This is a genomic window from Bradyrhizobium murdochi, assembly GCF_000472965.1.
In the GTDB taxonomy this organism is placed as follows: domain Bacteria; phylum Pseudomonadota; class Alphaproteobacteria; order Rhizobiales; family Xanthobacteraceae; genus Bradyrhizobium; species Bradyrhizobium murdochi.
The window spans coordinates 191,391-203,885 of the sequence record NZ_AXAU01000005.1 but is presented as its reverse complement, the minus strand read 5'-3'; the positions used below and the strand labels follow the sequence as shown (position 1 = coordinate 203,885).

Here is a 12,495-nt window from a genome sequence, read left to right as displayed (position 1 = left end):
TTGACATGACGGAGACTAACGTCGCACCAGCCGACATTCTGGCCTTCTGGCGCGACGCCGGCCCTGATCGCTGGTACACGCGCGACGACGCTTTCGATGCGGAGGTGTGCCGGCGCTTTCTCAGCCTTTGGCAGAGAGCGGCGGCGGGCGAGCTATCGTCGTGGGAAACGAGCGATGACGGCGCGCTGGCGCTCGTCATCGTGCTCGACCAGTTTCCCCGCAACATGTTCCGCGGCGACGCGAGAACCTACGCCAGCGACCGCCTCGCGCGCGAGGTGGCGCACCGCGCCGTCGATCGCGGCGTCGACGCGCGGATCGATCCCGCTTTGCGCGAATTCCTCTATCTGCCTTTCATGCATTCGGAGCACCTGGGCGACCAGTTGCGCTGCATCGAACTGTCACGCGCGGCCGGCCATACCGAAAGCCTGAAATGGGCCGAGCACCACGCCGATATCATCCGGCGCTTCGGCCGCTTCCCCCACCGCAACCACCTTCTGGGCCGCGCTACTACGCCGGAGGAGCAGACATTCCTCGATGAAGGCGGCTTTTCGCCGTGATGACGCAAGCGTGAACGGTCTCAACCGTTGCCGTTTCGAGCCTGACGAATATTGTGCCGGCTACCTGCCCGGTCTAAGAAATACCCGCTCATTGAGGGAGAATAGACGATGACGATCCAAGTTGGCGACAAGCTGCCGGAAGCCAAGTTTCGCGTGATGACGGCGGAAGGCCCGCAGGTCAAAACCACCGACGACATTTTCAAGGGCAAGAAGGTGGCGCTGTTTGCGGTGCCCGGCGCCTATACCGGCACCTGCCACAAGATGCACCTGCCGAGCATCTTCCTCAACGCCTATGCCATCAAGGACAAGGGCGTGAACACGATCGCCATCGTCTCCGTCAACGACGCCTTCGTCATGAATGCGTGGAAGCGCGACACTGACCAGCGCGACGAAGCCGTATTCCTCGCCGACGGCAATGCCGACTTCACCAAGGCGATCGGCATGGAGCTCGATGCCTCCGGCAATGGCCTCGGCATCCGCTCCAAGCGCTATTCGATGCTGGTGGAAGACGGCGTGGTGAAGAAGCTCAACCTCGAGCCCGCGCCGGGCAAGGTCGAAGTTTCCGGCGGCGATACGCTGCTGGGGCAGCTCTAATCCGAAGCGCGTCGTGTCGCAATGAAGTCCCCACAACAACGCTGTCGTCGCCCGGCTTGACCGGGCGATCCAGTACGCCGCGGCTTCTCGGCCTTTCTCAACATCGCTGGAATACTAGGTCACCCGCCTTCGAGGGTGACGATGACGGGAGGATGTGGCACGGCTTCTTCCCTTCTCCCCTTGTGGGAGAAGGTGGCGCGAAGCGCCGGATGAGGGGTTCTCTCCGCGGACGCAGACGTTTCAGACTAGGGACGCATACCCGCGGAGAGAACCCCTCACCCGTCTCAATCGCGCTTTGCGCGATTGATCCACCCTCTCCCACAAGGGGAGAGGGGAAGAGGCACCCTACTTCCCCACTCTTTCCTGCAACCTCGCCATCGCCACGCCCTCGCGCGCCAATTGATCGGCGCGCTCGTTTTCGGCGTGGCCGGCGTGGCCCCTGATCCAGTGCCAGCGCACCTGGTGCGGTTTCAGCGCGGCGTCGAGGCGCTGCCAGAGATCGACGTTCTTGACCGGCTTCTTGTCTGCGGTGCGCCAGCCGTTCCGCTTCCAGCCATGGATCCAGCCGCTGATACCCTGGCGGACATACTGGCTGTCGGTGGTGAGATCGACGACGCACGGCTTCTTCAGTGCTTCCAGCGCCGAGATCGCCGCCATCAGCTCCATGCGGTTGTTGGTGGTGTGCGGCTCGCCGCCCTTCAGTTCTTTCTCCTTGTCGCCGAACCTCAGAATCGCGCCCCAACCGCCGGGGCCGGGATTGCCCGAGCAGGCGCCATCGGTGAAAACCGTCACGTGAGGCAATTCGCTCAAGCGGCAAATCCGGGGTGGGTCAGGCCGTAATCGCGCACGCTGGAAACGCTCTGGTGGAAGCGCAGCTTGCGGACGTATTCGAGCGGGTCCTTCGGCTTTACCAGCGCGCCCGGCGGCACGTTGAGAAAATCGACCAGCCGCGTCAGCAGGAAGCGCAGCGCCGAGCCGCGCGCGAGCAGCGGCAGCGCTTCCTGCTCGGTATCAGACAATTGCCGCTCGCGGCCATAGGCGTTGAGCAGCGCCCGCGCTTTGGTGACGTTAAACGAATGATCCGGCTCAAAACACCACGCGTTCAGGCAGATCGCGACGTCGTAGGCCAGGATGTCGTTGCAGGAAAACGGGAAATCGATCAGGCCCGACAATTTGTCGCCGAGGAAGAAGACATTGTCGGGAAACAGGTCGGCGTGGATGACGCCGAGCGGCAGATCTTTCGGCCAGCTTGCCTCGAGGTGATCGAGCTCACGCGCGATGAAGTCCTGCAAGCCAGGCGCGACGTTGTCGGCGCGCGGTGCAGCGAGATCGAACAGCGGCCGCCAGCCCTCGACCGACAACGGGTTCTTGCGGAACATCGGGAAGTCGCGGCCCGCCAGATGCATCTTTGCGAGCGCCCCGCCGACGCCGGTGCAATGCGCGGCGTTGGGCCGCCGCGGCCACATGCCTTCGAGGAAGTTGATGATCGCCGCGGGACGCCCGGCCAGTTCGCTGTAGACTTCGCCCTTGCGGTTGCGGGCGGGCTGCGGGCAACGCACGCCGCGCTCGGCCAGATGCGCCATCAGCGACAGGAAGTACGGCAGATCGTCCACCGCCACGCGCTTTTCATAGAGCGTGAGGATGAACGCGCCCTTGCTGGTATGGAGCAGAAAATTGGAATTCTCGACGCCTTCGGCGATGCCCTTGTAGGAGAGCAATTCGCCGATTTCGTAGCCCTTGAGGAAATCCGCGAGGTCTTCGGCGGCGACGTCGGTATAAACCGCCATCGCGACTACTCGGCGGCAGCTTCAGGCCGCAGCGAACGCGGCAGCGGGAAGAATTCATTCTCCTCCGCGGCCGACACCGTCTCCACATGCAATTCGAAGCGCTCGGCGAAGGCGCCCATGATTTCCTCGACGATTACTTCCGGCGCGGACGCGCCTGCCGTGATGCCGAGGCTCTTGATGCCCTCGAAGCGAGACCAGTCCAGATCTGAGGCGCGCTGCGCCAGCACCGAGACCGGGCAGCCCTCGCGCTCGGCGACCTCGCGCAGGCGCTGCGAGTTCGACGAGTTCGGCGCACCGACCACGATCAGGGCATCGACCACCGGCGCCACCTTCTTCACCGCGAGCTGGCGGTTGGTGGTGGCGTAGCAGATGTCTTCCTTGTGCGGGCCGTTGATGTTCGGGAAGCGCTCCTTGAGCAGAGCTACGATCTCGGCGGTGTCGTCGATCGACAACGTCGTCTGGGTCACGAAAGCGAGGTTGTTGGGATCCTTCGGCGCGAACGTCTTGGCATCCTCAGCGGTCTCGATCAGCGTCACCGCGCCCGTTGGCAACTGGCCGAGCGTGCCGACCACCTCGGGGTGATGCGAATGCCCGATCAGCAGGATTTCACGGCCGCGCTTGAAGTGGATCGCTGCCTCGCGATGCACCTTGGTGACCAGCGGGCAGGTCGCGTCCAGCGAGAAGAAATTGCGGGCGCGGGCGTCCGCCGGAACCGATTTGGGAACCCCGTGGGCCGAAAACACCACCGGCGCATTGGTATTGTCGGGGATTTCGGCGAGTTCCTCGACGAAAATCGCGCCCTTGGTCTTCAGGCTGTCGACCACGTAGCGGTTATGCACGATCTCGTGCCGGACATAGACGGGGGCGCCATAAATGGCGAGCGCCCGCTCTACGGTATCGATGGCCCGCACCACCCCGGCGCAGAAGCCGCGGGGAGAACAAAGCACGATTCTGAGGTCTGGTTTGGCTGGCATGGGGCGCTATCTCGGGACCGAATCACCCCTTGCCGGCGGGCAGGGAACGGCCAATTCGGATAAGGACTTGGGACTGCTTTCGGCCTGTGTCAAGGCACTTTAGCAGACCATTGCGCCAGTGGGGCCGGAAGGCCTATATAGGCGTTGAATTCCCGTCATCACCGATGACCACAGGCTTCGCCTCCGAAAGAGGTGGGCGAGGCATAAAGGAGATTTGCCATGAGCAATGCACCGCTGATGCCCAAGGCGACGGCCGTGTGGCTGGTTGATAATACCGCTTTGACCTTCGACCAGGTGGCCGATTTCACCAAAATGCACCCCCTTGAGGTCCGCGCCATCGCCGACGGCGATGCGGCCCAGGGCATCAAGGGCATGGACCCGATTTCGACCGGCCAATTGACCCGCGACGAGATCGAAAAGGGCGAAAAGGACCCGAACTACCGCCTCAAGCTCGGCGAGAGCAAGGTGGTGCTGCCGCCGGCCGCCAAGAAGAAAGGCCCGCGCTATACCCCTGTGTCGCGCCGCCACGAGCGGCCGAGCGCGATCCTGTGGCTGGTCCGCAACCATCCCGAACTGAAGGACGCGCAGATCATGCGTCTGGTCGGCACCACCAAGACCACCATCGCCTCAGTCCGCGACCGCACCCACTGGAACGCCTCGACGCTGACCCCGATGGATCCGGTGACGCTCGGCCTGTGCTCGCAGATCGAGCTCGATTTCGAGGTGCAACGCGCGGCGAAGGAGAAGCCGGTGCCCGCAGCCTACGGCGGCGCCACCCTGCTGCCGGCCTCCGAGACCACGAAGAAGGAGCCGGAATTCGAGCCGAGCGAGAAGTCGGAGGACGACCTCAACGTCGATGCCGTGTTCGCCAAGCTGAAAAATATCGGCGGCAAGAGGCAGGACGAGGAAGAGTAGAAGTTATCGGCTACGGCTGATGTCGAACGCGGCGGGGCAACCTGCCGCGTTTTTTGTTTGGGGGTCAGCCGTATTTCAGCTTCATGAACAGGATTCCGCCGGCCAGGACGATCGTGATCGCATTGGCGATGATGAGCGGGACATCACCGGAAAACAGGCCGTACAGCAGCCAAAGCACGAGCCCGAGCAGCATGACGAGGAACATGCCCAGTGAAATGTCCTCCGTGGAGCGGGTTCTCCAGACCTTGATGAACTGCGGGGCATAAGCGAGGGTCGTGCAGGTTGCGGCGGCAAACCCCAGCAGTTTGATTGCAAGTTGTTCCATACCGCTCTTATAGCACCGATTCGAAACGTGCGCGGCGGTGGCAGGACAGGCCGTTACTGCAAGGTATCTTTCTTGCGCAACGGCCGTGCGCTGCCCCAACAGGGGCTTCGCCTGCAATGGCAAGGTCCCGAAGAAACCGCTCAGCCCAGCTCGATCTCGTCGTCAATCTCATGCGACAGGCCGATGCCGCTGATCGTGAGAACCATCTTTGCCGGCAGCTTTTCATGGCCCTTCAGCTTTCCCGACTCGATGGCATCGCGCACGGCCTTTTCGACCTCACGCTGCGAGGTGACGCCGACTTGCTTGAGAAATTTGCGCAGGCTGACGTTGAAGACATCTTCGTTCATACGGACCTCCTGATCACGGCCTCGTCGGATTGTTCAGCATCTGCTCGGCGAGATTGCGCTGGGCGCGGTCGGTACGCGCGTTGGCATTGGCGCGCTGGACGTCGCGGTTCTTGCGGCAGATGACGTAGTCGTTCGAGCCCGGCGCGACATTGTTGGAGCGACAGAACGCGTCATCATCGGCGCTGGTGTCGACCATGGTCGGCTGGCCGCGTTCGAGGCAGCCCGCGAGCAGTGGTGCGATGAGGAGGAATGCGAGTGGCAGGTTACGTCGCATGCTCTGTCCCTTCCAGGTTTCATCATTGCCGGGCACGCGTCCCCGATTTGATCGGGATGAGCCGGCAATCCATCGAAATAATGGCAGCCTGCTTTGACGATGATGGATGCCCGGGTCAAGCCCGAGGAACCGTCATTCCGGGATGGTCCGAAGGACCAGACCCGGAATCTCGAGGTTCCGGGTTCGATGCTTCGCATCGCCCCGGAACGACGGTGAGTTCACTCACACCCTGCCCTTCAGCGCGTCGCCGATTTCGTCGAGCACTTTGGGGTCCTCGATGGTGGCCGGCATGGTCCAGCTTTCGCCGTCGGCGATCTTCTTGATGGTGCCGCGCAGGATTTTTCCCGAGCGCGTCTTCGGCAGGCGCCCCACCGTGATCGCCAGCTTGAAGGCTGCGACGGGACCAAGTTTTTCGCGCACCAGCGCCACGATCTCCTTTTCGATCTCGGCCGGAGCTCGCGTCACGCCGGCCTTCAGCACCAGGAAGCCGCAAGGTACCTCGCCCTTGATCGCGTCCTTGATGCCGAGCACGGCGCATTCGGCGACATCATCGTGAGAGGCCAGAATTTCCTCCATACCGCCGGTGGAAAGGCGGTGGCCAGCGACATTGATGATGTCGTCGGTACGACCCATCACCCACACATAGCCGTCCTCGTCCTTGTAGCCGGCATCCGAGGTCTTGTAGTAGCCGGGGAATTCGGTGAGGTAGGCTTCCCTGAAGCGCTCGTCCTGCTGCCACAGCGTCGGCAGGCAGCCGGGCGGCATCGGCAGCTTGATCACGATCGAACCCATGGTACCCGCAGCGACCGGCTTGGAGGCCTCGTCGACCACGTCGACCTGATAGCCCGGCATCGGCACGGTCGGCGAGCCGTGCTTGACCGGCAACATGCCAAGGCCCACCGGATTGCCGGCGATGCACCAGCCGGTCTCGGTCTGCCACCAATGATCGATGACCGGCACCTTCAACTGCGCTTCCGCCCATTCCACCGTCGGCGGATCGGCGCGCTCGCCGGCCAGAAACAGCGTGCGGAATTTCGACAGATCGTATTTGCGGATGAAGGCGCCGTCCGGGTCTTCCTTGCGGATGGCGCGGAACGCGGTCGGCGCGGTGAATAGGGCGACCGCCTTGTGCTCGGAAATGACGCGCCAGAACGCGCCGGCGTCGGGCGTGCCGATTGGCTTGCCCTCGTACATGATCGAGGTGGCGCCATGGATCAGCGGGCCGTAGACGATGTAGCTGTGGCCGACGACCCAGCCGATGTCGGAGCCGCACCACCAGACCTCGCCCGGCTTGACGCCGTAGAGATTGAACATCGACCATTTCAGCGCGACCAGATGCCCGCCATTGTCGCGCACGACGCCCTTCGGAATTCCCGTGGTGCCTGACGTGTAGAGAATATACAGCGGATCGGTCGCGAGCACCGGCGTGCACGGCGCGGCCTTGCCGGCGTCGAGCGCCGCGCGGCGGAGCGCCGCCCAGTCGTGATCGCGGCCGGCCGTGAGTTCGCAAAGATGCTGCGGCCGCTGCAGGATGACGCAGGCCTGCGGTTTGACACTGGAGAGTTTGATCGCCTCGTCGAGCAGCGGCTTGTATTGCACGATGCGGCCGGGCTCGATCCCGCAGCTCGCCGAAAAGATCAGTTTCGGCTTGGCGTCATCGATTCGCGTTGCGAGCTCTTTGGCGGCAAAGCCGCCGAACACTACACTGTGCACCGCGCCGATCCGCGCGCAGGCCAGCATCGCAAACACCGCTTCCGGAACCAGCGGCATATAGATGATCACGCGGTCGCCCTTGGCGACACCGAAATCGGCCATCACCGCGGCGAGCGTCTGCACCTCCTTCAGCATCTCGGCATAGGTGAATTTCGAAATGGTGTTGGTGAGCGGCGAATCGTGGATCAGCGCGACCTGGTCGGCGCGTCCGCCCGCGACATGGCGGTCGAGCGCGTTGTAGCAGGTGTTGACCACGCCTCCGGCGAACCAGCTACCATACGCGCCCATCGAGGGGTCGAAGATTTTCTTGGCCGGCTCGATCCAGTCGATCTCGCGCGCGGCCTCGGCCCAAAATGCCTCCGGGTCCGCCAACGAGCGGGCATGGACCTCGTGGTAACGGCTGTTGTCCTGGGTGTTCATGGCGCACTCCCGGTCGAAGCATTCTTGGCTCCGCAGGCCCCAGACATGGGCGGGCGCGAGGCGCCCTGCCCTGACCGGGATCTAATGCAGGCCAGTTTTCTTGAACGCATTGTCACGGGAAGCCGCGTCAGATCAAGCCAAGAATAGCTCGACCGCCAAACGACCTAGTAGCCGACGATTCCATTAATCTTTTGCAGGCGGTCGCGCATGGCCTTTTTCAGATCGTAGTCGGGCCGGCCGTATTCCGCATTGCGCCGGGAGATATACTCCTGCTGTTCTCGCCGCAGCGTGCGTGCCTGCTGTGGGGTCATCTTTCCAGCGGCCGCCCTGACATAGGCCGCTTGAACCTCGCGATCGAGATCGGCGAGTTCTGGATTGTCGCAGATCGCCTTTTCCACCTTCCGACGGGCAGTGGCACAGTTGAAGCTCGGTTTGCCGGCGACCGCCTTCAGCGCGCCCTGCCGCTCCGCCACCTGCGCCAGCGCCCGGTGGTTGGCTCTTGCGACGACGTGATCCGGGTTCAGCTTGATTGCCGCGGCAAAATCGGCCACCGCCTTGGGCAGATCACCTTTCTTGCGCCAGAGTTCGCCGCGCGCGTTGTGAACATCGGCATGCGAAGAATCGAGCCGCAACACGCCATCATAATCGGCGATGGCACGGTCGATCATGTCCTTGCGCTCATAGGCGGTCGCACGCGCAATCAGCGCCTTGATGCGGTCGGCCTTTTCGGTCTTTGCGTTGTCGATCAGCGCACTGCAGAGATGCACCGTCCTGTCGTGATCATGCGCAAGGCCAGCGCCAAGACAGGACGCAGGATCGATCCGCAAATCCTTTGCCAGCTCGGTCCCGGTCGCCGACGCATCATGCGCAAACGCCATGCACAGCAGAGAGGCCGCGACCAGGTTGCGGATATCGGGATTGCCTCGCATCAATTGATCCGGAAAAAGCACTATCGATTGCTACGCGATCCTAGCAAGCGACCTGCGTTTTCGACAAGCTGCCTGCAAATTTCCTGTTCGCACGAGAACGGATTTTGGCCGAAACGTGACCCTGCGGGAAACGTAATCCTCTTCACAGACGGAAGAATACGATCCGTGAGAAAATCTGCTGTGAACCTTTTGCAGTTCTCGCGGACTCAACAACCATGACCACACTGACCGACTTCAATCTGTCGCGCGCCATCGCGCAATCCCAAACCGGCTACTTTTACTTCTACATGGCGCTAGCCTGCATGGCCGTCGCCTTTCTCGGCTTCGCGCCGACCTACTGGCTGCCAATGGCGAAGCGATCGTTCTCGGCCTCGCCCGTCGTGCACTTTCACGGCCTGCTGTTTTTCGCCTGGTCGCTTTACTTTGCATTCCAGAGCTGGCTTGCCGCATCCGGCAAAGTCGCCCGGCACCGCGCCATCGGCATGATCGGCGTCTCGCTGGCGACCGCAATGACAATTTTCGGCTTCCTGGTCGCGGTCAACGCGATGAAGCGCTCCGCTGCGGCGGGAATGACTGACCAAGGAATCGCGTTCGCGATCGTCCCGCTCAGCGGAATTCTGTTCTTTGCCGTGGTGTTCACGCTGGCGATTGCCGCCATCCGGCGGCCGGAAACCCATAAGCGGCTGATGCTGCTGGCCAGCATTTCGCTCCTGGACGCCGCGGTCGCGCGTTGGTTTCTCACTTTCCTGGCGCCTCCCGGGTCACTCGGCCCGCCGCCGGTCCCCGTGACCATCCCGCCGGCCTTCGTCGCCTATCTCCTGCTGGTGGCCGCCATCATTTTCGACTGGCGCACGCGCGGCCGGCCGCATCCGGTCTATGTCTACGGCGGCATTGCGCTAGTCGCTGTAAAACTCCTGAACTGGCCGATCAGTGTCACGCCGCTGTGGCATTCCTTTGCTGGCGGCATATTGGCGATGGCGCAGTAGCTTCGAGTACAACTTGCCAGGCTGAGCTGATCTTCCGAACAAGGACAAGCTTCAGCCGGGAAAACCTGCCGGTTTTGGTGCTAGATTGATGGCGACATTGATCTCGGCCGGCAGGGAATCCCGAATTGCAAGCATTTGAATGGATCATCGGGCTGCTGCTTGGCGCGGTGCTGCTGTCCGCGCTGGCGCGGCGGCTCAAGGTACCCTACCCGACATTTCTTGCGCTCGGCGGCATGCTCCTGGCATTCGTGCCTTCGGGGCCGCAATGGACACTGGAGCCGGATCTGGCGCTGGCGCTGTTCGTGGCGCCGGTGTTGCTGGATGCGGCTTTCGACACCTCGCTGCGCGACCTCCGTAACAACTGGCTGCCGGTCTCCACGCTCGTCCTCGTTGCCGTCGGCCTCACCACTGCGTCGGTCGCGGTGTTGGTGCACTGGCTTCTGCCCGACATGCCCTGGGCCGCAGCGGTCGCGCTTGGCGCCATCGTCGCACCGCCCGATGCTGCTGCGGCGACGGCAATCCTGCGTCAGGTCAACCTGCCCTACCGTCTGCTCAAGATCCTCGAAGGCGAGAGCCTGCTCAATGACGCCAGCGCGCTGTTGGTCTATCGCGTCGCCGTTAGCGTAGCGATGGTCCATCATTTCAGATGGAGTGAGCACGCCCCCTCGATCGCATTCGCATTGGTTGGAAGCCTGCTGGCTGGCTATCTGTGTGCTCGGCTTTGGATGCCGTTGACGCAGCGGATCACGGAAGCACCGAGCGCGATCATCACGCAATTCGCCGGCACCTTCACGGTATGGATCGTCGCCGAGCATATCGGCCTGTCCGGGATCCTCACCATCGTCGCCTATGCGATCACGCTCGCGCGCACCTCACCGGCGCGAATGCCGGCGCGGCTGCGCGTGCCCACCTATGCGGTGTGGGAAACCGCCGTCTTTGTCCTCAATGTGCTGGCATTCGTGCTGATCGGGTTGCAGTTGCGGCCGATTTGGGAACGGCTCGATGATGCCGTGCGGTTGCAGTATTGTCTGGTCGCCGCCGCCGTGCTCGGTATCGTAATCCTGACGCGCATCGCCTGGGTGATGTCGTACGGCGCGGCGCTGCGGCTCGTGGTCGCGCGTCGCGGCTTCCGCTCGAAACGGCCAATGACCGCGCCCACCGTTCGGGGCGGCATAGTCGTCTCCTGGTGCGGCATGCGCGGCATCGTTACGCTGGCGGCAGCATTCGCGCTGCCCGAAAACTTTCCCTATCGCGATCTGATGCTGCTGACGGCGTTCACGGCGGTGCTGGGATCGCTTGTGATTCAGGGCCTGACACTACGGCCGCTGATCACGGCGCTACGGTTGCGGGATGAGAACCCGGTGGCATCGGAAGTCGCACGCGCGCGGGCAGCAGCCTATCGGGCGGCGCTAGATGAAATCGACGGCGACCCATCCGAGGCAGCCGAGTTGCTCCGGCTTGAATACCGCGCGCTGTTGCTCGGCGCCGGCGACGATGGCGGCCTTGCCAGCGGCGAATTGCCGGCCGACCCGCTGCGCCGCCGCGCGATCCACGCTGCGCGGCAGTCCATCCTCAATTTGAGGGAATCCGAGGAAATCGGCGACGATGCATTTCATCAGCTCGAAGAGGAACTGGACTGGGCCGAATTGAGCGCGCGGGGCTCAACAACGCCATCATGATCCTGCCGTTCACGTAAGCGCCGAAGCGCTGTCAGCTCGACTTCACGGTGATCCCGCCATCGACCACGAGCTCGATCCCGGTGACGTAACGGGATTCGTCGGAAGCGAGAAATAGCGCCGCATTGGCAACGTCCCAGGCGTCGCCCATGTGCCCCATCGGCACCTGCGCATCGCGCGCCCGCCACATCGCTTCGACGTCGCCGGCCGAATAGCTTGCAGCAAGGCCGGCCGAATGCTCGACCATCGGAGTCTTCATCAAGCCCGGCAGGATGCAGTTCACGCGAACATGGTCTTTCGCGAATTGCACGGCGGTGGTGCGCGTCATCTGGTTCATCGCCGCCTTCGAGGCGCCATAGGTGACGTAGGAGATGCCGAGATGGCGGATCGAGGCGATCGACGAGATGTTGATGACCGAGCCGCCGCCCTGCTTCTGCATCACGGGAATGACGTGCTTCATGGCAAAATAGGCGCTCTTGAGATTGACCGCGAAAACGTGGTCCCAACTTGCCTCGTTCACTTCGACGACGCTGCCCATTTCGGCGATGCCGACATTGTTGTCGAGCACGTCGATGCGGCCATAGGCCTTCAGGCACGCCGCCACCATCGCCTCGACCTCGGTCTCACGCGAGACGTCGGCGGTGAAGGCGGTCGCCTTGCCACCCTCGCCCGTGATGATGCTGACGGTTTCTTTTGCGGCAACCGCATTGCGATCGACGCAGAACACGCTGGCGCCCTCGCGCGCGAAAGTGACGGCGGTCGCCTTGCCATTGCCCCAGCCGGGACCGATCGATCCCGCGCCCACCACCATTGCCACCTTGCCCTTGAGCCGTTCCATCGACTTCTTCTCCTTTGGGTTGTCGTTGCATTGCAGCGCGCACGAACGCGGCGCATCCGAATTTTGGGGCGGGAAATTGGACGGACGGCGGCCCTGGGTCAACCTGTCCGAAAAGCTAAAGCAGCGACTTGGACATAGGCCGAAAAGCCCCTTGCCACCG

The 12,495-nt window shown here is 62.9% G+C and carries 14 protein-coding genes; 5 read left to right on the top strand and 9 right to left on the bottom strand.

The genetic code is table 11. The features are described from left to right. Window positions 1-5: 5 nt before the first annotated feature. Window positions 6-557 (top strand): DUF924 family protein, encoded by a 552-nt coding sequence (locus YUO_RS0115580; protein WP_028348109.1) that lies wholly within the window; start codon window positions 6-8, stop codon window positions 555-557. A gap of 108 nt (window positions 558-665) precedes the next feature. After that, window positions 666-1,151, top strand: a complete 486-nt coding sequence (locus YUO_RS0115575) for a peroxiredoxin (protein WP_028348108.1) — start codon at window positions 666-668, stop codon at window positions 1,149-1,151. 345 nt (window positions 1,152-1,496) lie between these two features. Here the strand turns inward: YUO_RS0115575 and rnhA are convergent, their stop codons facing one another. Genes rnhA through ispH form a run of 3 tightly spaced genes read right to left on the bottom strand, consistent with a single transcriptional unit; the run spans window position 1,497 to window position 3,912 of the window. Beyond that, window positions 1,497-1,961, bottom strand: coding sequence for a ribonuclease HI (gene rnhA / locus YUO_RS0115570; protein ID WP_028348107.1), 465 nt, complete (start codon window positions 1,959-1,961; stop codon window positions 1,497-1,499). Next, window positions 1,958-2,938: a homoserine kinase gene (locus YUO_RS0115565; protein WP_028348106.1), complete on the bottom strand. Its 981-nt coding sequence runs from the start codon at window positions 2,936-2,938 to the stop codon at window positions 1,958-1,960. Before YUO_RS0115565 ends, rnhA begins: the two co-directional genes overlap by 4 nt. A gap of 5 nt (window positions 2,939-2,943) precedes the next feature. After that, on the bottom strand, window positions 2,944-3,912 hold the full coding sequence (gene ispH, locus YUO_RS0115560; RefSeq protein ID WP_028348105.1) for a 4-hydroxy-3-methylbut-2-enyl diphosphate reductase: 969 nt from the start codon (window positions 3,910-3,912) through the stop codon (window positions 2,944-2,946). Between the two features lie 219 nt (window positions 3,913-4,131). Here ispH and YUO_RS0115555 point away from each other — a divergent pair, with 219 nt between their 5' ends. Further along, window positions 4,132-4,827 (top strand): DUF1013 domain-containing protein, encoded by a 696-nt coding sequence (locus YUO_RS0115555; protein WP_028348104.1) that lies wholly within the window; start codon window positions 4,132-4,134, stop codon window positions 4,825-4,827. 64 nt (window positions 4,828-4,891) lie between these two features. Here the strand turns inward: YUO_RS0115555 and YUO_RS0115550 are convergent, their stop codons facing one another. The 5 genes from YUO_RS0115550 to YUO_RS0115530 all read right to left on the bottom strand — a co-directional run bounded on the left by YUO_RS0115550 (window position 4,892) and on the right by YUO_RS0115530 (window position 8,835). Continuing rightward, a complete protein-coding gene (locus tag YUO_RS0115550; protein WP_028348103.1) occupies window positions 4,892-5,152 on the bottom strand; it encodes a SemiSWEET transporter in 261 nt (86 codons plus the stop codon). A gap of 140 nt (window positions 5,153-5,292) precedes the next feature. Continuing rightward, window positions 5,293-5,499 (bottom strand): DUF6494 family protein, encoded by a 207-nt coding sequence (locus tag YUO_RS0115545; RefSeq protein ID WP_028348102.1) that lies wholly within the window; start codon window positions 5,497-5,499, stop codon window positions 5,293-5,295. 13 nt (window positions 5,500-5,512) lie between these two features. Continuing rightward, on the bottom strand, window positions 5,513-5,773 hold the full coding sequence (locus YUO_RS0115540) for a hypothetical protein (protein ID WP_028348101.1): 261 nt from the start codon (window positions 5,771-5,773) through the stop codon (window positions 5,513-5,515). A gap of 222 nt (window positions 5,774-5,995) precedes the next feature. Continuing rightward, a complete protein-coding gene (locus tag YUO_RS0115535; protein WP_028348100.1) occupies window positions 5,996-7,906 on the bottom strand; it encodes a propionyl-CoA synthetase in 1,911 nt (636 codons plus the stop codon). A gap of 164 nt (window positions 7,907-8,070) precedes the next feature. Beyond that, window positions 8,071-8,835 (bottom strand): tetratricopeptide repeat protein, encoded by a 765-nt coding sequence (locus YUO_RS0115530; RefSeq protein WP_028348099.1) that lies wholly within the window; start codon window positions 8,833-8,835, stop codon window positions 8,071-8,073. A gap of 215 nt (window positions 8,836-9,050) precedes the next feature. Between YUO_RS0115530 and YUO_RS0115525 the strand changes: the two genes are divergently transcribed. Continuing rightward, entirely contained in the window at window positions 9,051-9,821 is a 771-nt protein-coding gene (locus YUO_RS0115525) for a hypothetical protein (RefSeq protein WP_028348098.1), read from the top strand. 125 nt (window positions 9,822-9,946) lie between these two features. Then, window positions 9,947-11,500, top strand: coding sequence for a cation:proton antiporter (locus YUO_RS0115520; RefSeq protein WP_028348097.1), 1,554 nt, complete (start codon window positions 9,947-9,949; stop codon window positions 11,498-11,500). A 31-nt stretch (window positions 11,501-11,531) separates the two neighbouring features. Here YUO_RS0115520 and YUO_RS0115515 read toward each other — a convergent pair whose 3' ends face one another. Then, on the bottom strand, window positions 11,532-12,335 hold the full coding sequence (locus tag YUO_RS0115515; RefSeq protein WP_028348096.1) for an SDR family NAD(P)-dependent oxidoreductase: 804 nt from the start codon (window positions 12,333-12,335) through the stop codon (window positions 11,532-11,534). Between the last annotated feature and the right edge of the window lie 160 nt (window positions 12,336-12,495).

What these genes read in the sequence shown, in the direction of transcription:
- YUO_RS0115580 (WP_028348109.1), top strand. Translation starts at nt 6, where the DNA reads ATGACGGAGACTAACGTCGCACCAGCCGACATTCTGGCCTTCTGGCGC.
- YUO_RS0115575 (WP_028348108.1), top strand. Translation starts at nt 666, where the DNA reads ATGACGATCCAAGTTGGCGACAAGCTGCCGGAAGCCAAGTTTCGCGTG.
- YUO_RS0115565 (WP_028348106.1), bottom strand. Translation starts at nt 2,938, where the DNA reads ATGGCGGTTTATACCGACGTCGCCGCCGAAGACCTCGCGGATTTCCTC.
- ispH (WP_028348105.1), bottom strand. Translation starts at nt 3,912, where the DNA reads ATGCCAGCCAAACCAGACCTCAGAATCGTGCTTTGTTCTCCCCGCGGC.
- YUO_RS0115555 (WP_028348104.1), top strand. Translation starts at nt 4,132, where the DNA reads ATGAGCAATGCACCGCTGATGCCCAAGGCGACGGCCGTGTGGCTGGTT.
- YUO_RS0115550 (WP_028348103.1), bottom strand. Translation starts at nt 5,152, where the DNA reads ATGGAACAACTTGCAATCAAACTGCTGGGGTTTGCCGCCGCAACCTGC.
- YUO_RS0115545 (WP_028348102.1), bottom strand. Translation starts at nt 5,499, where the DNA reads ATGAACGAAGATGTCTTCAACGTCAGCCTGCGCAAATTTCTCAAGCAA.
- YUO_RS0115540 (WP_028348101.1), bottom strand. Translation starts at nt 5,773, where the DNA reads ATGCGACGTAACCTGCCACTCGCATTCCTCCTCATCGCACCACTGCTC.
- YUO_RS0115535 (WP_028348100.1), bottom strand. Translation starts at nt 7,906, where the DNA reads ATGAACACCCAGGACAACAGCCGTTACCACGAGGTCCATGCCCGCTCG.
- YUO_RS0115530 (WP_028348099.1), bottom strand. Translation starts at nt 8,835, where the DNA reads ATGCGAGGCAATCCCGATATCCGCAACCTGGTCGCGGCCTCTCTGCTG.
- YUO_RS0115525 (WP_028348098.1), top strand. Translation starts at nt 9,051, where the DNA reads ATGACCACACTGACCGACTTCAATCTGTCGCGCGCCATCGCGCAATCC.
- YUO_RS0115515 (WP_028348096.1), bottom strand. Translation starts at nt 12,335, where the DNA reads ATGGAACGGCTCAAGGGCAAGGTGGCAATGGTGGTGGGCGCGGGATCG.